Below are 17,205 nucleotides of genomic sequence, written 5' to 3'. Positions count from 1 at the left end.
TGCGCAGGCACGAGCTCGACAGCATCATCGTGCCCCGGCACGAGCCCGACAGACATCATCGTGCCCAGGCACGAGCTCGACAGAGAGAGGCAGTCATGCCATCGACGGGCGGAGCCATGCCCTCTGTGGCCGTGATCGGTGGCGGGTTCGCCGGACTCGCGGCGGCCCACCAACTGAAGCGGAACGGGTACTCGTTCACCGTGTTCGAGACCGAGGACGGGCCGGGCGGCACCTGGCGCGTCAATCGTTTCCCCGGTGCCGAGGTCGACACTCCGGCCCCGATGTACTCGTTCTCGTTCGCCCCGTACGACTGGTCACGCTCCTACCCCGGCCAGACGGAACTGCAGTCCTACCTTGAGCACGTGGCCGACCGGTTCGGGCTCAGGGCCCACTTCCGGTTCGGCACCACCGTCCGGCGGCTGGTCTGGGAGGAGGACGGCCAGCGGTGGGCCGTGCACCTCGACACCGGTGAGGTGCTGCGTTTCACGGCCGTGGTGACCGCCGTCGGGCTCCTGAACGTCCCGAACGAGCCCGCCTGGCCGGGCCGCGAGCTGTTCACCGGCGACATCTTCCACACGGCGCGGTGGCGCTCCGACGTGACGCTCGACGGACGCCGGGTGGGAGTCGTCGGCACCGGTTCGACGTCCGCCCAGATCGTCGCGGAGCTCGGCGGCCGAGCCAAGCATCTGACGGTGTTCCAGCGTCAGCCCGCATGGGTGGACCCGAAGGTCTCGCTCCCGTTCACCGAGAAGGAACGCGCTCGACGGCGTCACCCGGTGACGCGGCGACTCATCCGGTGGCGGTTGTTCCTGCAGCTGGAACGCAAGTGGCTCGGCGGCAGGATCATCCGGCCCGGCGGGACCGTCGACACCCGGGCGGTCAAGATCTGCCAGGACTATCTCGCAGAGGTCTTCGCCGACCACCCCGACCTCAGGGCGGCTCTGACACCGACCTCGGCCTACCTGGGCAAACGGGCGATCCACAGCTCCACCTTCTATCCGACCCTGCTGCGTGACGACGTCACCCTCGTTCCGCACGCCGTGGAACGAGTGACCGAGACCGGCGTGGTCGACGCCACCGGCCGGGAGCACGAACTCGACGTCGTGATCACCGCGACGGGATTCCGCGCGGCCGAGTTCCTCTGCGGCCTGGAGGTCCACGGGCGCGCGGGCCGCGACCTGAAGGAGAAGTGGGGCGACGACCCCATGGCGTTCCTCGGCATCATGGTGGACGAGATGCCGAACCTCTTCATGATGTACGGCCCCAACACCAACTACTACGCCCCGGTGTTCAACTTCGAGCAGCAGGCGAAGTTCGTGGTGCGCTCCCTGCGGGAGATGCGCCGCCGCGGTGCCAGCGCGGTCGAGGTCAGGCCGGAGGCGGTCAGACGGCTGAACCGCTGGCTGAAGCGTCGTCTGGACGCCAGCTCGTTCGCCCAGGCACCGAACTACTTCCGCTCGGCGAGCGGCCGGGTGGTCACCCAGTGGCCGGACGGCGCCTCGGTCTACTGGCTGCTCACCCGGACCCTGCACGCCCGCTCCGCGCGGTTCTTCCGCGCCCCCAGCGCGTCGGCGTCACCGGACAACCGGCACCTCTCCGTGCCGTGAGGGCCTGTCCCGGATCCTGGGAGGGCGACGTCCCGGCCGTGAGAAGAACCGAACGGCCCCCGCGGCCCATCGGGCCGTCGCGATACGCACACACGGCCCGGACGACGTTCCCCGCACACTCGTCGGGGACACTGTCCGAGCCCGTTGACCGGTTCCCCGCCCGGTTACGTCGCGAGGAACGTTTCGCCAGGTGAAGTGCTGTTTTCTGACGGGAGGGCCGCTGTGCGCGGGTCACGGATCGCCCACGCGCCCAAAAGTCTCGGATGTGGGAGAGGCGCGTGCCCGGGGCGTGGAGAGCGCCCGATGAAGGTTTCAGGCCCGGCGCGGTAAGTACAGGTGACCGCATACGCCAGGAAAGGCCAATATGTATGACAACCTTCCGCGAAGACGTCGAGGTCGATGACGCGGCCCTCATCGAGAGGTCGCTGAACGAGCCCGACGTCTTCGCCATCCTGTTCGACCGGCACGCACCACTCCTGCACCGCTATGTGACCAGGCGGCTGGGCCCCAGCGAGGCGGAAGACGTCGTGGCGGACACCTTTCTCGCCGCCTTCCAGCGCCGGAGCGATTACGACAGGGGCCGCTCCGACGCCCGCCCGTGGCTGTACGGCATCGCCTCCAATGTGATCGGCAAACGGCGACGCACCGAGAAGAACCTCTACCGCGCCTACATCCGCAGCGGCGTACATCCGGCGGAGATCCCCGGTGTCCAGGTAGAGGACGGGATCAACACCCTGGCCGTCAACCGGCCGTTGGCACAGGCCCTGCTGAAACTCAAACGGGCCGATCGCGACGTGCTGCTGCTCGTCGCCTGGGCCGAACTGAACTACCGGGAGGTCGCCGACGCGCTCGCCATCCCGGTGGGAACCGTGGCCTCGCGACTCAACCGAGCCCGCCTGCAGATCCGTCAGGCCCTGAACCAGGAAGAACGAGGAGAATGACGATGGACGCACTGAAGACCATGTGGGAGACCGTTCCCGCGGCCACCGAGAGCGAACTCGCCGGAGCGCGGCGGCGACTGCTCAGCGGTATTCACTCCCGGCGGCGCCTTGTCACCACCCCCCGGCTGCTGGTCACGGCCGGTGCCGCGGCGACGGCCGTCGCGACGGCACTGGTCCTCGGGAGCGGCGCCCCCGCCTACGCGGTGGCCGAGAGCCCGGACGGCACGTTGACGGTGACCGTCAACGAACTCCACGACCCCGACGGGCTGGAGGCGAAGCTGGCCGCTGCCGGCGTCAAGGCGGATGTGACGTTCCTGACGCCTGGCATGCTGTGCGCGCCTCCCCGGTTCACCGGTGTGGACACGACCTACGGCGGACCGCCCGCCGACGGACCGGGGGAACTGCGTTCGGCCACGAAGGCGGCGCGTTCGCCCCAGGCCGCCACGGTGACCTCCGTACGGACGATCCGGATCGCCCCTGAGCACATCAGACCGGGCGAGACGCTCGTCATGGAGTTCCGCGACAACCTGAACGCACAGGTGCCCTGGCACCTCGGCATGTGGCTCGCCAAGGCGGGCAGCCCCGTGAAACCGTGCGCGCCCATCAAGGAGATTCGCTGACCTCCTGCCGACGACCGGAGTCGACGACGGCGGTGACGCGGATCTCGACGCGCATCCCCGGGGCGCCGAGAGCCGGAACCCCGATCTCGGTCCAGATGGGGGCGCGATCCCCCATGCGCTCGCGGAACTGCTCCACCATGACGCGGTTGTGGGTCTCCCCGATGAAGCCGGGGGATTCGGGGACGTGGTACGAGTTCACGGCGATGACATCACGCCAGGTGGCGCCCGCCTGGGCGAGGGTTCGCTCGACGTTCTCGAAGGCCAGCACGATTTCGTCCTCGAGGGCCTCGGGGAAGTTCCAGTCGTCGTCCAGCCCTCCCTGACCCGAGGTCTCGACGCGGTCGCCGATGCGTACCGCCTGGTTGTAGTGCATGTTGGCCAGTTGCTTCGTGCCGTACCCCGGAGGGGCGAAAAACTCCGGCGTGCTCATGGCGATCCTCTCGATTGACTTCACGCGTGAAGTCAACGTATCAGAATTTTACTTCACGCGTGAAGTCATGGCCGCCCGGTAGGGTGTCTCCATGGCCACCACCACGACCCCGGACCCCGGCGAGGACACCGCTGACGAGCGGCTGTGGCTCACCGCGGACGAGAAGGACGGCTGGACCGGGCTGGTCTCGCTGGTGCTGCTGCTCCCGGGACGGCTGGAGTCACCGCTGCAGCGCGAGGCCGGTCTGACCCTCTTCGAATACCTGACTCTCAGCCACATCTCGGAGGCCCCGGAGCGCCGCCTGCGGATGAGCGAGCTGGCCTACCTGGCCAACGGCTCCCTCTCACGCCTGTCCAACGTCATCAAGCGGTTCGAGCAGCGGGGCTGGGTGGAGCGTTCGCCCGATCCCGATGACGGCAGATACACCCTCGCCGCTCTCACCGACGTCGGCTACGAAGTGGTCGTCGCCGCCGCGCCCATCCACGTTCGTTCGGTGCGGAAGTACGTGCTCGACCCGCTCACCGCCGCCGACCAGCGGGCGCTCGCCCGCATCGCCGCAAAGCTACGGGTACGGCCCGTCGACCTGGCCTGAGCCCGCCCTGCGGATCTCACGGTTCGGTGGCGTCGTCTTCACCGGACTCGTCAGACGTTCTGCCCTGCTGGACGGAAAGCGTCCAGGAGTGTGACTTAAAAATCGCTCGCCAACTCGACTTTCCGCTTGAGGCCGTTTCCCTGCCTGGCAGGCCAGATGCCGTCATGTTGTAGACGGCCGACAGCAATTCCCGGGGACACGCCTATGTCACCGGCGAATGCGCGAACCGAACCCAGGGACTTCAAAGAGCGAAGCTTTGTAAGATGCTTCTTTGGAATCAGTAGGTCACAGGAAAACTGATCGGCCTCCTCTTCCTTATCTCGTGCTCCATGCGCAGGCGTTGTTGGGCGGACTGGTAGTCGGCCTCCAGACGATTCCAGAGCTTCGCGGGCATGCCGGTGACCAGTTCCAGGCGTTGCGCGATCTCGTGACTTAACGGCACAAGCCCTTGAACCAACCTATTAACATGCTTCGCGCTGAGGCCCAGTCTGGTGGCGAGTTCACGCTGAGTCATCCCAAGCTCGTCGAGATACTCACGGATGGTCTCCCCGGGCGGCACGGCGTAGTCAGGGACGCCGAAAGGATGGAATTCAGGTGTCGGCATCGGCTTCTACGCTTCTTTCGTGCTTCATGGTCATCCGTGATAGCCGACGATCTCTATGACCAGTGCGGCCCTCGAAGAGGTCGCCGTCAAGGTAGTCGGCCACTACGGCGGCGCGGTCCTTCAGGTTTACGACCTGTAGGGGAAACTGCCCCAAACACGTCCAACCAAATCCATGAAAGTGCGGACTGCCGCACAGCCGGGTGGCTTTTGGCTGGTTTCGGCCGTACGGCGTTCCTGGACAGGTCAGATGTCTCCGCCGCGGATGCCCGCCAGGAAGTCGTTCCAGGCTGTCGGGGAGAAGGTGAGCATCGGACCGGACGGGTCCTTGCTGTCGCGTACGGCGACGAGGCCCGGCAGGTTGGTGGCTACCTCTACACAGTCGTCTCCATTGGGGCCGCTGTAGCTACTCTTGATCCAGGTGAGGTTGGGGCGGGTGGATTCCATGATGCTCGCCTCTACTTGAGTTGATCAATAAGTTTGGTCAGGTGTGCGGCGGAAACTTCCGCGCTGAGTGCTGACGCGCGCGCATGGTCGAATATGAGCGTATAACTATGCAACTCTTCTGTGGTCTCCAAGTACAGGTCACTTATGGCGGTCTCCACGTAGACGATCGAGCCGTCCCCCTTTTTGAAGTCGAGGATCATGAATGAGCCCTCCATGGCTGCATGTGCACCAGCAGCATCAGGGAGAACCTGGACAGTAATGCGATCTCGCGCTGACAGCTCGATCACATGCTCCAACTGCCGCACCATGATCTCTGGGCTGCCGACCACCTTGCGCAACGCCGCCTCATCGATGATGACCCACAGGTTGGGCGGATTGTCCTGGCGAAGGATCTCTTGTCGGGCAAGGCGTGCCTCGACGCGCCGGGTAATGAGCGTCTCGTCCACGACCCGGCCTCCCCGGAAGATGGCGGTCATGTAGTCGGGCACCTGCAAGAGTCCGGGGATGAACAGGGCCTGGTAGGCGCGAATGTCGGTGGCAGCCGCCTCGAATCCCGCGAGTGAACCCCTGAACACATCGCTGTACTTCGACCACCAGCCCTTTTCTCGGGCCTGGCGGGCAAGGGTGAGCACAGCATCGCGCATGGCTTTGTCAGCAACGCCATAAAGATCCAGCAAAGCACGAATGTTCGCCAGATCAGGCCTTACCCATCTATTTCCCTCCATGTAGGTCAATTTGCCTGGTGACCAGGCCAAGTGCCGAACGACCTCTTCGGCGGTGAGGCCAGCCGCTTTGCGTAGTTTGATGAGTTCGGCGCTGAGTTGTCGTCGGCGCACCGTAGGACTGCCCTTCACGCCACCCTCCCTCAATCAGGACCCCAGAGAGAAAATAGTTTGAGGTAATAAACTTTGTGGCTTGAAAGTTGGGCGGGTCAAGGTTCAATATGGACCCACCGCAACGTGACTCAGAGTGAGGACACCATGACAGGTAGAGGTCGACTCTCGCAACGGCTACGCCTGTTCGATGTGGTCGTGGTGGGCTCAGTCCTTCTTGTCAGCGGGCGTCCTTGCCGGGCTGACGAACGAGCCGATCTGCGGGACGGTGTAGACCACTCCTTGTTCGCGGAGGTAGGCGACCACTTTCCTGGCCGTGCCCCGGGCGATGCCGAACTCCTGCACCATCTGTACCTCGGAAGGGATCAGGTGGCGCGGCGGGTACTGGCCGCTCTCGATTCTCTCGGTGAGGGTCTCCGCGACCTGGATCCATATCGGCCGATCGCGTTCGAACTCGATCATGAGGAGACGATAGACGGGCATGGTCGTGGCCACTCATGTGTGTACGAGCATGAACGAGCACGATTGGAGAAAAGCCGTAGAAGTTCAGCATCCATACCAAGGCCGATAAAGCGGACTCGCCCGGAGTCGGAACACCATGACGGGTCCTCGAACAGGAAGGGACTCCCAACCCGTGAGCACCCCTAATGCCACGGTTCTCGACCGAACCACAGTGAACGACTGTGGCTGTTTCGCCGAGGTGCCGCCGATGCCGATGGGGGTGTGCCACCTGCGGGCACGCTCCCTACGCGCACGGTTGTCCAGGTCAGGTCGCCGAGCACGAGTACGCCCAGCCGTCCGCCGCGCTGATGGATGTTCGCCTGTGGGTCCGCCGCACCGGAGACCGTTCCCCGTCCTGCTTCGAGTCGCCTGTGCGCGTGGTTCCTGTCGAGGCGGTCACGGTCGTGCCCGCCCAGAGGTCTGGCGAGCGGTCCCAGGTCTCGGCGATTACGCCGGTGCCTGCTCGGCCGTCAGATGCGCGAGCCTTGGTCGAGGGGGCGGCGCCGCTCCCTGGCGAGCGGTCCCCGGTCGAAGTGGCTCCGCCGATACCGGATCGGCGTCGCCCTGAGCAAGATCCGGCCGCCCTGCCTTTCTTGCCGGCATCGTCACCGTGTCGTCTTCGCCCGGAGCTCCCGTCCAGGTTCATCCATCTTGGACCGCCCCGGTCCGCCGCCGTACGTCGCCTCGCGGCTCGTTCCCGGAGATCAGCCGCCTGTGCCCCACGCCGGGTAGCGGTCATCCCGTCTCCGTACCGGCCACCCGGCCCGTACGGCACACCCCTCCGCGTCTTCGCCCACCGTACGAAGCGGGCCCGTCCACCGCTACCAACGAACAGACGGGCCCTTGACCGGATCGAGGTCCAATCAATGAACGATGATAAATCCACCACTCCCGAGCCGAGGCGGGAATCGACCATTCCCGGTTGGCGGCTCATCCTCAGTGACGCCGGACGGTTGTGGGCCAGCCGCGAGCAGCCCTTCTCCCCGGCCGCGTTCCACGCCGGAGCCGAGCGCACCGTCGACGCCGACAGTCTGGAGGCCCTGCGGGCCGAGACCGACCGGCAGGAGATCATCGCCCAGGAGGCCGACACCCAGACCGACCCCGGCACGGAGACCCCGGTCGCGGAGAGCGCCGTCGGGCAGGTGATCTCATGATCCGGCGACGGCCCATCCGCTCTCGCGGACGCCACCGCGACGGCCAGGCCGCCCTGCCCGTGGCCCACCACACCTGGGACCACGAGGCGCGTGCCGAGGCCGCGATGCTGGAGATCACCCGGCCCGGCTGGTCCGTCCTGTACGGCACGGGCAGCCGCCTCTTCCACGCCATCGCCACCTGGCCCACCCCCGAACCGCTGATCATCTGTGACCGTACGGTCGAAGGACTGAAGGCGCAGATGCGCGAGGCCGAGACGACCGTGTTGCATCGCTGGGCGCTGACCTCCACCTCGGTCACCATCGGTCACTTCTGACGAACGACCTCGTCTTCCCCGTCCCTTCCCAGGGCCGGGGAAGACGGGGTCGTCGTGCCGGTGAAGACGTACCGCGTGCGGTGAAGCGCGGTGCGTGGCGGGGTGGGGTCGTGTCCGGTTCGGGCTACGCGTCGAAGCGGCGGCGGGAGTCCTCGATGTGGCCGAGATATCGGCTGGTCCAGTCGCACATGCCGTCAACCGTCTTGCGTAGCGCCTGGCCCGACTCCATGAGGGTGTACTCGACCCGTGGCGGCACGGTGGGGTGCACCTCCCGCTCGACCAGGCCGTTGCGCTCCAGCATGCGCAGGTTCTGGGTGAGCATCTTGTGGCTGATGCCGTCGATCTCGTTCCGCAACTCGCCGAAGCGCAGGGTGCGGTCCCCCAGGGTCTCGATGATCAGGAGTGCCCACTTGTTGGCGATGTCCGAGAAGATCTCCCGCGCCAGGGAGTCCGCGCGGGTCAGGTCCGCGTCCTGGGCCGAGCCGCTGAACTGCTTGGTCACCATAAGGTTCCCCAGTCACTGAAAAGTGCGTTCTTCCATGTCAGTGCACACTCTCCTATGGTTCCCAAGTAACCACAAGAGACCGAGAGTGTTCGGGGTCGCCGGAAGCGGGCCCGAGGACTCTCCTGAGGAGGGAGTGGGCAGCATGGCCATCACCCTGGTGAACCCCGCCGGACTGCCGGAGATCGATGTCTACCGGCAGGTGTCGATCGCGACCGGGACGAAGCTGGTCTTCGTCGCCGGACAGGTCGCCTGGGACGCCGGTGGGGTCACGGTCGGCGAAGACGACCTCGCGGCTCAGGTCGAGCGGTGTTATCTCAACATCGGCACGGCCCTGGCCGAGGTCGGCGCCTCCTTCGAGGACGTGGCGAAACTGACCGCCTACGTCGTCGACTGGACCCCCGACAAGATGCCGCTGTTCCTGGAGGGGGTCGCTCGGGCGGCCGCGAAGCTGGGGGTCACCCCGGTCGCTCCGGCCACGCTGCTGGGTGTCGCGGCGCTGGCCGTACCCGACCTTCTGGTCGAGGTCGAGGCCACCGCGATCATCGACTGAGTCCGGCGCGACAGGGTCCGGATCGCCGTGTCATCGCCCGCGGACCACATCCCCTCCCCCGCTCGGCGGGCGATCCGGGTGGGGTGAGGGTCAGGTGCGGCGTGCGGCCCAGACGGTGCGTTCGGTACGTACCGAGAGGTCGTCGCGGCGCAGGATGCTGTCGGGACCGCTCGTGTCGAGCAGCCGGTCGAGTGCGGCGAGGTCTTCGGCGGAGAGCGTGTCCGCGACGGCGCCGCGGACGCGCCGAAGGGTGCTCAGCGCGTAACGGCCGACGGCTTCGTTGTGGGTGCCGTCGATGTTCACGATGACGGTGCGCTCGCCGTCGAGGGTGAACCCGGCGGCGGTGAGCATCGGTCCCCAGTCGGCGCCCCGATGAGGCATGTGTTCGGCGTGGAAGCGGTCGGTCGCGGCGTGGCAGCGGTCCTCCAGGCCGGGCCGCTCTTCGGGGGCGTCTTCCGGCAGGAACCGGGGAAAGCCGGCCAGCTCGACGACGGCGAACAGACCGCCGGACGGGAGCATGTCGTGGACGTTGCGCAGGGCATGGCCGGGGTCGGCCATGTGATGCATCGAGGCCGAGGCCCAGACCAGGTCCGGCGTACCGAGGTCGGGCCAGTCGGCGGCGTCGAGGTCGGCCTGCACGGTGCGTACGCGGTCGTCCATGTCCCGGGCACATGCCTTCTTGCGCAGGCGCTGCAGGTGTTCGGGTGAGGCGTCGACGGCGATGACGTGCGCTTCGGGGAAACGGTCGAGGAGGGCGAAGGTGCCCGTTCCCGTGCCGCAGCCCAGGTCCACGATGTGGCGCGGGCCGGTCTTCAGCGGCAGCCATGCGGTGATGGACGCGATGTGCTCGGCGAGGACTTCCGCGTCCAGGTCGAGGATCTCCGCCTGGTCGGCGTCGTCCTGCCGGTGACGGTCGTCTTGCGTGTGGTGGTCGTGTCGGTGGTGGTCGTGCTGCGCACCGTGGGAGGCGTGCGAGTGTGCTTGGGTCATGCCGTCACCGTAAGACGGATTTGCTGCAAAAGCATGATGGCTCCCGGAACGCGCAAGTTATCGATGCGAGACGGTGCCCCATGCGCAAGGCGCATCCCCGTACACGGAGGGGGCGCGTCGCCGTCATCGGCGGAGTTCGGGGGAGTCGCCGTCGTTGTCGCGCTGGTGTCCTCGGCGGGCGTCGCGGTCGAAGATGCCCAGAAGTTCACACGGCCCGCCTTCAGCACCGATGGCGTGCGGCAACATCGTCGGGAACTCGGCGGCCTGGTTGGTCTCAAGGCGGAAGCGCCGGTGGCCCAGCATGAGGATCGCGGTGCCGGAGAGGACGACCAGCCATTCCCGGCCGGGGTGGGCGCGCATGCGCGAGGGGTTGTCGGGCGGTGGCTCGGTCATGCGCTGGCGTATGACGCTCATGTCGGGGTCGCTCTTCACCGGCCAGCGCAGCCGGCCGTGGGCGCCGTCGACGATCGGGCTGATCACGACGTCGTCGGTCGCGTTCTCGACGAGCTGGTCGAGGGTGGTGTCCAAGGCGCGGGCGAGGGTGACGAGCTGGTCCAGGGCGAGGCGTCGCTGCCCGTTCTCGATGCGGCTCAGTGAGGACTGGCTGAGGTTGGCACGGCCGGCCAGCTCTTCCAGGGACCAGCCCTGTGCGACGCGCAGGGCGCGGATGCGTTTGCGGACAAGGCTGTCCAGATCTCCGATTTCTTGCATCACGGGCAAAATGGTATGCCCATGATGCAAGGCAGGGTTAACGTCGTGCGCGGAAGACCGGCGCCGAGTTCGTCGAGAGCCGGGCAGGCAGCCACTTCATCTGCTTCGCCGACGACTACCCCGCCGTCGCCGACCGGATCCGCGACTTCCTGACCTCGAAACCGCCGCGTCACGGCTGAACCGGTCAACGCCGCCACGGCGGTCTCGCCGGGCCCGTCGCTGAGACCAACTGAGAAGCCGGGCCCGTCACTGAGACCAACTGAGAAGTGGTGTCCGGAGCACGTTTCTCAGTCGGCGCTCAATGACGGTGTTCTCTCCAGGGGGTCACGTCCTGCCGGGGGTGATCCCGTACCTCCGGAGCCGTTCGGCCTCGCCGACGCGGCCCAGCCGTCTCAGCAGGTCGATCGCCGCGCGCAGGGCGCCGGGCAGGCCCAGTTCGGCGGCGCGCAGGTGGGCGAGGACCGCTCTCTCCGGCCGGCCGGTCTCGCGCAGCAGGACGGCGATCCAGGTCAGCGCACCGGCGTCACCCGCCTCGACGCGGGCGTTCAGCCAGGTGAGCGCCTCCTCGGCCCGGCCCGACTCGTACATCAGGTCGACCGCGTGGTCCAGAGCGCGAGGGTCGCCGTCCTCGGCGCGGGTCCTGAGCCAGGCGATCGCCTCCTTGGAACGGTTCATCTGGTACAGCAGGGCGGTGAACCGACCGAGGGCGTCGGTGTCGCCGTGCTCGGCGCGGGATCGCAGCCAGGTGATCGCCTCCTCGGCCCGGCCCGCCTCCTGGAGCAGTTCGACCGCCTTCCACAGGGCGTCGGTGTCGCCGTGCTCGGCGCGGGTCCGCAGCCAGGTGATCGCCTCCTCGGTACGGCCATTCTCCTGGAGCAACTCGACCAGCCGCCAGACGGCGTCGGGGTTCCCCGCCTCGGCGGCGTTCCGGTACGCGGCCAGTGCCTCCTCGGTACGGCCTGTCTCCTCAAGGAGTTCGACCATTCCCCAGCCGTCGCCGGGGTGCCCGGTCTCGGTGGCGCGCCGGTACGCGGCCAGCGCCTCCTCCAGGCGGCCCTCCCGGTGCAGCAGGACGGCCATCGGCCAGTGTGAACCGTCGTTTCCCGCCTCGACGGCGCGCCGATAGGCGGCGATCGCCTCCTCGGTCCTGCCCACCTTCTCCAGCAGGCGGGAGAGCGGGTCGAGCGCGAAACGGTCACCGGCCTGCGCGCGGGCGTTCAGCCAGGCGATCGCCTCCCCGGCCTGGTCGGACTCCCGCAGCAGGTCGACGGCCTCTTCGAGGGCGAGGGGGTCGCCGTGCTCGGCTTGGGTCCGCAGCCAGGCGATCGCCTCCTCGATCCGTCCCGTCCGCCGCAGGAGGCCGATCGATCGCCGGTAGGAGTAGGTGTCGCCGTTCTCGGCGCGGGCGTTCAGCCAGGTGAGGGCCTCCTCGACTCGGCCCGCCTCCTGGAGCAGATCGACCGTCTTGGAGATCGCGCGACGGTCGCCCGACTCCGCGCGGGCGTACAGCCAGGCGATCGCCTCCTCGGTCCGTCCCGACTCCCGCAGCAGTTCGACCGCCTCCCAGAGGGCGTCGGCGTCGCCGTCCTCTGCGCGGGTCCGCAACCAGGTGATCGCCTCCTCGGTCCGTCCCATCTCCCGCAGCAGGGCGACGGCCTGCCTGAGGGCGTGGCCGTCACCGGTTCGCACGGCGCGGCGGCAGGCGACGAGCGCCTGCTGTCCGTGGCCCGTCCTGTACAGCAGGGACGCCAGCCACTCCGGGGCGTCGGCGTTCCCCAGCTTCGCGGCGTACCGGTAGGCGATGAGAGCCTCCTCGTAATATCCCGCCCTGTCGAGGAGGGCAGCCGTCCAGACGGGGAGGCCGACGTCGCCGAACCAGCCGTGGGCTCGCGGCCAGGCGATCGCCTCCCCGGTCCTTCCCTCGTCCACGAGCAGGGTGATCGCCCTCCTCGGGGCATCGGGGTCTCCCGCTTCCGCGGCGCGCAGGTAGGCGGTGATCGCCCTCTCGCGGTGACCGGCCCCGTCGAGGACGGCGGCGCTCCGGCCGAGTGCCCACGCGTCGTCCTGCTCGCCGTGGAACCTCAGCCAGGTGAGCGCCTCCTCGGTGCGTCCCGTCTCTCCGAGCAGGGCGATCGCCTGTCGTGGGGCGTCGAGGTCCCCGGCCGCGGCGGCGGCACCGTACAGCAGGAGGGCGTGATGGTAGAGGCCGCGAGTCCGAGCCTGGGCCGCGAGGTGGGGCAGGTCCTCGGGGGCGGCGTGGAAGGCGAGCGCGTCCCACAGGGCGGCGGGGACGGGACGCGTACGGCGCTCGGCGCGACCGAGTTGTTCCAGGTGGTTCGCGAGCCGGTAGCGGCGGGAGGCGGACGGCTCGTCGTGGTGGGGGCCGACGCGGGTGAGGGGGCCGTGGACACCGCAGGCGTAGGCGAGGGCCCGTTCGAACCAGTCCCGGGGCAGGGCGCCGTACTCGTAGCCGGTCAGGCAGTCGAACGCGGCGGTCTTCAGGAGGGCGTGGGAGAGGGCGGGGCCGGCTCCCACCCGCCTGGCGTCCATCGCGGTCTCGATCACGGCTCTGGCCGGGGCGGGCGCGTTGCGGTAGCGCTCGACCATGCCGGGCACGCCCGTCAGGTACTGGGTGATCCGGCCGTCGCGGGCCCCGACGTACGCGCGCTCCAGACGCGGATCGCCGTGCGCCGCGCCGTGCACCGCCTCCAGGTGGGAGCCGGTGAAACGGTCGGGGACGTGGATGGCGGCGCCGGTCACCAGCGCCCGTGCCTGGGCACGGGGATCGGCGCCACCCGTGGTGGGGACCTCGGTGAGGGCGGCCCAGTATTCGGGCCACAGGGTGCCCAGGACCAGCACCGGGCCGCGCTCCGGGTCGTCCACCAGGGCACGCAGCGCGGCGGCGACGCGCTCGCCCAGGTCACCCGCCGGGGTGAGCAGGTAGGACTGCGACTCGTCGAGCCATACGACGGTCCGCGGCGGGAGGGAGGCCAGGGCCACGGCGATCGCCTCCGGATGGACGGGATCGGCCGGGTGCCACAGCCGCCACCCACCGGGCAGGAGCCGCACCGCCTCCAGGCAGGCCCGGGTTTTGCCGGTCGACGAGTCGCCGACCAGCATCGCGACCGCACTGCGCCCGGCCACCGCCTGTCGTACGACGGCGGCGAGGTGGTCGTCGTGGGGGCGCGGCACGTAGACGGGCAGGACGCCCATTCCCACGGCCTCCGCGCCCGCGTCGATCGCCCGGTGCACCCCCAGCGAGAACGGGTCGGCCGACGATCTTCGGTGACCCGGCGACCCGGCCGCCGAGGCCAGGCGGGCGCTCCTCCACAGCTCGCGGCCCCGATCGGCGGCGACGGCGGGGTCCCGCCCGGCCAGACGGGCCAGCACGGTGATGACGGCCGTCAGGCCTGCCTGGTCGGAGGGGATCTCCGCCGAGGCCAGTATCCGGCGGACGGTGTCGCGTTCGGGAGCACCCGGGCCGGGGAGTTCGTGGGAGATCTCCCCGGCGATGTCGTCGAGTGCGGGGGCCCCCGCTTCCATGTACAGCTCGTACAGCAGGTCTCTGAGATCACGCAGCGGTCCGGGAGGGACCTGTGAGCGGGTGATCGGGAGCGGTCGTCGTCGTACCCGGCCGTTGTTTCCATCGCCGTTCATCATCTTTCACCGCCACTCATCGCAACTTCATCGCTCGTCATACAGGTTGAGAAAGGCGGCAGTCATCACTAATAAGGTGACAAATATACTTCTGTCGTAAGAAGTAGCTCGATTTCGTGATGTGTGAATCCGCAGCGTGAGCGCGCATCGGCGGGGCTGGCGATCGGGAAAGGCTCCTTTCTGCTGTCTGAGCCAATAAAGAGTATTTAGTCGTTTTTAATGCAAGATCAGGTGATATTTATGGGTTTGGTGTGCTACTCCCGGTCTTTCCCGCGGTGAGGGCAGACGTCCGTCACCGGATTCCTCCCCGATGAGTGCGGGCGTCCGTGACCGGATCCGTCCCCGATGAGGGCGGACGTCCGTGACCGGATCCGTCCCCGATGAGTGCGGGCGTCCGCCGCCGGATCGGTCTCCGGCGAAAGGGATGTTCGTCGCCGGGCTGATCCTCGACGATGGGGACGTCCGTCGGCGAGTCCGAATCCAGATGTTCTTCGGTGACCCCCGGTCCAGGCCAGGGCGGACGTTCCGCGGTGAGCCGAGCACCCGATCCAGCGGTGCTACCGGCGATATCTGTCGAGCAGCTCGCTCCCGACGTCGACATAGCCGGAGAACAGCCCGATCACATCCCTGAGCCGATCCTGCGCGGGACCGGGACTCACCAGGGCCTCGCCGTCGCGCAGCGCGGCGATCAGGGTCCTGGCCCGCGAATGGCTCGCCTCCAGCAGCGACTCGATCCCTCCCGTGGCCTCGACCAGGAGCCTGCGGCTGCCGGGCTGCGGGATCACCTTCGCGAGCCCCCAGGAGTCCAGCTGCCGTACCGCGGTGCTCACCGCTCCCTTGCTCAGTTCGAGCTCGGCGGCGATCGCGTCGAGGGAGATCGCCTCCTCGGTCACCAGCAGTAGTCCGTAGACGCGGCCGGTCGCGTGCGAGAGGTTCCACGAGGCCAGCAGGTCACCCACCGAGGTGATGAACGCGCGACGCCTGGTCGCGCTCACCGCCGTGCCCGCCTCATACCGAGATCCTACGCAAGAACGCCTCGATCGCCACGTTCACCGCACGAGGGGCGTCCTGGTTGGCGATATGGCCCGCGCCGGGGATGACGACCTCCTCGACGCCCTCGGCCCTGGCCCACCTGGGCATCGCCGAGGCGATGTTGCCGGTACGGTCTCGTTCGCCGCGGATCAGGCACAGAGGTACGGGCGTGCGATAGCCGGGATCCGGGTCGAGGAGTTCGACGGTCGCCCGCCACACCTGGACGAACTCCTGCTTCGACAGCTGGGAGAACGCCCGCCGCGCGTCCGCCCGCGCCTCCTCCGTCGCCGCCGAGGCGTCGGCCATCATGCCGGGAAGGCGTTTGGCGGAGATCATCGAGAGACTCGGCGCGGCCACCTTCAGCAGCAGACGCTCATTCCACGACAGTGGCGCGGTGTTCCACGTCGAGCCGATGACGATCAACGCTCGGGCGAGGCCCGGATGCCGCCTGACGACGGCCTGGCCGAGGTTGCCGCCGAGGGACTGTCCCACGAGCACGGGACGGTCGAGCGCGAGGTGCTCGACGAGCGCGCACAGGTCCGCGATCGCCCGCTCGGCGGTGAACGGAGCCCCGGCCGGGCGAGAGCGGCCGTGGCCGCGCATGTCCCAGGTGATCACCCGGTATCCCCGGGCACGCAGGTGTTCGCGCTGGGCTTCGAACATCACATGATCGGCCCCCGCGCCGTGCGAGAACACCAGCGGCACACCGTCACCACCGCTGTCGGCATAGCGGAGAGCGCAACCGTGCAGTGAGAGCACCGAGGTTAGATTCACCATTTGCTAAATATAGTGAACATTCCTGGCGGGCGCGCACCGGCCCTCGCGCCCGCGAAGGTCACGGTGACGCCGGAGCGCCCGCGAAGGTCACGGTGACGCCGGAGCACTCGCCGACGGCTCCAACTGGACCTGGGTCTCGGAGTCGGTGAAGCCCACCGAGCGGTACACGCGGATCGCGACGTAGGCCGGGTCGGCCACCATGACGAGCGTGTGCGCGTTCAGATGTTCCAGGGCGTGTCGGCCCGCCGTGTACACGAGGGTTCCGGAAAGGCCGCGGTTCCGATGCGCGGGGTGGGTGTCGACGGCCTGGTAACGCGCGAGGCCCGAGCCGTCGGTGAACAGGCCGAGCCCGGAGACCATGCGGTCGTCCACGAAGGCTCCGAACCACGCGCCGCATCCGCGTTCCTGCAGTCGGCGCATCGCCGCCAGATTGCGCCGTGCGAACACCCGGTATCCCTCGACGTCGGTGCCCGGATTGGTGGCCTCCTGCAGTGCCAGCGCGGCGGCCCAGTCCTCGTCGCCGTCCAGGACGCGGAAGTGAGCCTCACGGTTCGGTCGCGGCGGCGGGTGCACCGCACCGGCCGTCATCACGGTGCTTCGCTCGGCATCGAGGTTCGCCGCGGCGAGCTCCTCCGGCTCGCCCGCGTCGCCGGTGACGCCGTCGACGCCGATGGCGACGTGGCCGGTGTCGGGAAACTCGCGGCGGAAGGTTTCCACCCACGAGAACACCGTTCCAGGGGCCGGCGGGGCGTCCAGCAGGATGAAGTTTCCCCAGTGATAGGTCGGATTGGCGGGCGTCCTGACAACCAGGTAACCCTCGCGCCGGTCGACGGTGCCGCCCTGCAGCCTGAGCAACATCAGATCGCTCCGAAACCCCAACGACCGCACCGTCATGAGTCAGAACATACTGGCACCCCCGCGCCCTCACCAGGCCGCCGGCCCG

Annotated in this window: 19 protein-coding genes; 7 read left to right on the top strand and 12 right to left on the bottom strand. The window is 68.2% G+C overall.

The window, feature by feature from the left end; genetic code table 11:
* Positions 1 to 95 precede the first annotated feature (95 nt).
* The 3 genes from AB0B96_RS12205 (at position 96) to AB0B96_RS12195 (ending at position 3,168) form a co-directional block, all read left to right on the top strand.
* Positions 96 to 1,607 (top strand): NAD(P)/FAD-dependent oxidoreductase, encoded by a 1,512-nt coding sequence (locus AB0B96_RS12205; RefSeq protein WP_362898062.1) that lies wholly within the window; start codon positions 96 to 98, stop codon positions 1,605 to 1,607.
* A 368-nt stretch (positions 1,608 to 1,975) separates the two neighbouring features.
* A complete protein-coding gene (locus AB0B96_RS12200) occupies positions 1,976 to 2,548 on the top strand; it encodes an RNA polymerase sigma factor (RefSeq protein ID WP_362898060.1) in 573 nt (190 codons plus the stop codon).
* Between the two features lie 2 nt (positions 2,549 to 2,550).
* The gene (locus tag AB0B96_RS12195) at positions 2,551 to 3,168 is read left to right on the top strand and encodes a hypothetical protein (RefSeq protein WP_362898058.1); all 618 of its coding nucleotides are present in this window, start codon (positions 2,551 to 2,553) and stop codon (positions 3,166 to 3,168) included.
* Here the strand turns inward: AB0B96_RS12195 and AB0B96_RS12190 are convergent.
* Positions 3,152 to 3,622, bottom strand: a complete 471-nt coding sequence (locus AB0B96_RS12190; RefSeq protein ID WP_362898056.1) for a Rid family hydrolase — start codon at positions 3,620 to 3,622, stop codon at positions 3,152 to 3,154. The genes AB0B96_RS12195 and AB0B96_RS12190 overlap by 17 nt on opposite strands.
* Positions 3,623 to 3,689: 67 nt before the next feature.
* Here AB0B96_RS12190 and AB0B96_RS12185 point away from each other — a divergent pair, with 67 nt between their 5' ends.
* Positions 3,690 to 4,190 carry a MarR family transcriptional regulator gene (locus AB0B96_RS12185; RefSeq protein WP_362898054.1) on the top strand — a complete coding sequence of 167 codons (501 nt, stop codon included), beginning with the start codon at positions 3,690 to 3,692 and terminating at the stop codon, positions 4,188 to 4,190.
* 277 nt (positions 4,191 to 4,467) lie between these two features.
* Here the strand turns inward: AB0B96_RS12185 and AB0B96_RS12180 are convergent, their stop codons facing one another.
* From AB0B96_RS12180 to AB0B96_RS12165, 4 genes are all read right to left on the bottom strand, one after another.
* Positions 4,468 to 4,794 (bottom strand): HigA family addiction module antitoxin, encoded by a 327-nt coding sequence (locus AB0B96_RS12180; protein WP_362898052.1) that lies wholly within the window; start codon positions 4,792 to 4,794, stop codon positions 4,468 to 4,470.
* 243 nt (positions 4,795 to 5,037) lie between these two features.
* Entirely contained in the window at positions 5,038 to 5,238 is a 201-nt protein-coding gene (locus tag AB0B96_RS12175) for a DUF397 domain-containing protein (protein WP_362898050.1), read from the bottom strand.
* A gap of 11 nt (positions 5,239 to 5,249) precedes the next feature.
* Positions 5,250 to 6,092, bottom strand: a complete 843-nt coding sequence (locus AB0B96_RS12170; protein WP_362898048.1) for a helix-turn-helix transcriptional regulator — start codon at positions 6,090 to 6,092, stop codon at positions 5,250 to 5,252.
* A 186-nt stretch (positions 6,093 to 6,278) separates the two neighbouring features.
* Positions 6,279 to 6,533, bottom strand: a complete 255-nt coding sequence (locus AB0B96_RS12165) for a winged helix-turn-helix domain-containing protein (RefSeq protein WP_362898046.1) — start codon at positions 6,531 to 6,533, stop codon at positions 6,279 to 6,281.
* A gap of 905 nt (positions 6,534 to 7,438) precedes the next feature.
* Here AB0B96_RS12165 and AB0B96_RS12160 point away from each other — a divergent pair.
* Both AB0B96_RS12160 and AB0B96_RS12155 read left to right on the top strand, forming a co-directional pair.
* Positions 7,439 to 7,726, top strand: a complete 288-nt coding sequence (locus tag AB0B96_RS12160) for a hypothetical protein (protein WP_362898044.1) — start codon at positions 7,439 to 7,441, stop codon at positions 7,724 to 7,726.
* Positions 7,723 to 8,040 carry a hypothetical protein gene (locus AB0B96_RS12155; RefSeq protein WP_362898042.1) on the top strand — a complete coding sequence of 106 codons (318 nt, stop codon included), beginning with the start codon at positions 7,723 to 7,725 and terminating at the stop codon, positions 8,038 to 8,040. The genes AB0B96_RS12160 and AB0B96_RS12155 overlap by 4 nt, the downstream gene beginning before the upstream one ends.
* Positions 8,041 to 8,164: 124 nt before the next feature.
* Here AB0B96_RS12155 and AB0B96_RS12150 read toward each other — a convergent pair whose 3' ends face one another.
* Complete coding sequence (locus AB0B96_RS12150; RefSeq protein ID WP_350941585.1) at positions 8,165 to 8,545, bottom strand: helix-turn-helix domain-containing protein; 381 nt, start codon at positions 8,543 to 8,545, stop codon at positions 8,165 to 8,167.
* A gap of 142 nt (positions 8,546 to 8,687) precedes the next feature.
* On the opposite strand from AB0B96_RS12150, the gene AB0B96_RS12145 reads away from it, so the two are divergent.
* Positions 8,688 to 9,095, top strand: a complete 408-nt coding sequence (locus AB0B96_RS12145) for a RidA family protein (RefSeq protein WP_350941584.1) — start codon at positions 8,688 to 8,690, stop codon at positions 9,093 to 9,095.
* A 90-nt stretch (positions 9,096 to 9,185) separates the two neighbouring features.
* Here the strand turns inward: AB0B96_RS12145 and AB0B96_RS12140 are convergent, their stop codons facing one another.
* The 6 genes from AB0B96_RS12140 to AB0B96_RS12115 form a co-directional block, all read right to left on the bottom strand.
* Positions 9,186 to 10,085, bottom strand: a complete 900-nt coding sequence (locus AB0B96_RS12140; protein ID WP_362898039.1) for a methyltransferase domain-containing protein — start codon at positions 10,083 to 10,085, stop codon at positions 9,186 to 9,188.
* A gap of 123 nt (positions 10,086 to 10,208) precedes the next feature.
* Entirely contained in the window at positions 10,209 to 10,796 is a 588-nt protein-coding gene (locus AB0B96_RS12135) for an XRE family transcriptional regulator (protein ID WP_362898297.1), read from the bottom strand.
* A 324-nt stretch (positions 10,797 to 11,120) separates the two neighbouring features.
* Positions 11,121 to 14,453, bottom strand: a complete 3,333-nt coding sequence (locus AB0B96_RS12130) for a tetratricopeptide repeat protein (RefSeq protein ID WP_362898037.1) — start codon at positions 14,451 to 14,453, stop codon at positions 11,121 to 11,123.
* A gap of 557 nt (positions 14,454 to 15,010) precedes the next feature.
* Complete coding sequence (locus tag AB0B96_RS12125; protein WP_362898035.1) at positions 15,011 to 15,448, bottom strand: transcriptional regulator; 438 nt, start codon at positions 15,446 to 15,448, stop codon at positions 15,011 to 15,013.
* 13 nt (positions 15,449 to 15,461) lie between these two features.
* Positions 15,462 to 16,262 carry an alpha/beta hydrolase gene (locus AB0B96_RS12120; protein ID WP_362898033.1) on the bottom strand — a complete coding sequence of 267 codons (801 nt, stop codon included), beginning with the start codon at positions 16,260 to 16,262 and terminating at the stop codon, positions 15,462 to 15,464.
* An 87-nt stretch (positions 16,263 to 16,349) separates the two neighbouring features.
* Complete coding sequence (locus tag AB0B96_RS12115; RefSeq protein ID WP_350941576.1) at positions 16,350 to 17,120, bottom strand: GNAT family N-acetyltransferase; 771 nt, start codon at positions 17,118 to 17,120, stop codon at positions 16,350 to 16,352.
* Positions 17,121 to 17,205 lie beyond the last annotated feature (85 nt).

This window comes from Streptosporangium sp. NPDC049046 (assembly GCF_040649155.1).
Lineage (GTDB): Bacteria > Actinomycetota > Actinomycetes > Streptosporangiales > Streptosporangiaceae > Streptosporangium.
The sequence above is the reverse complement of the archived record's forward strand: the minus strand, read 5'-3'. Positions and strand labels throughout refer to the sequence as shown.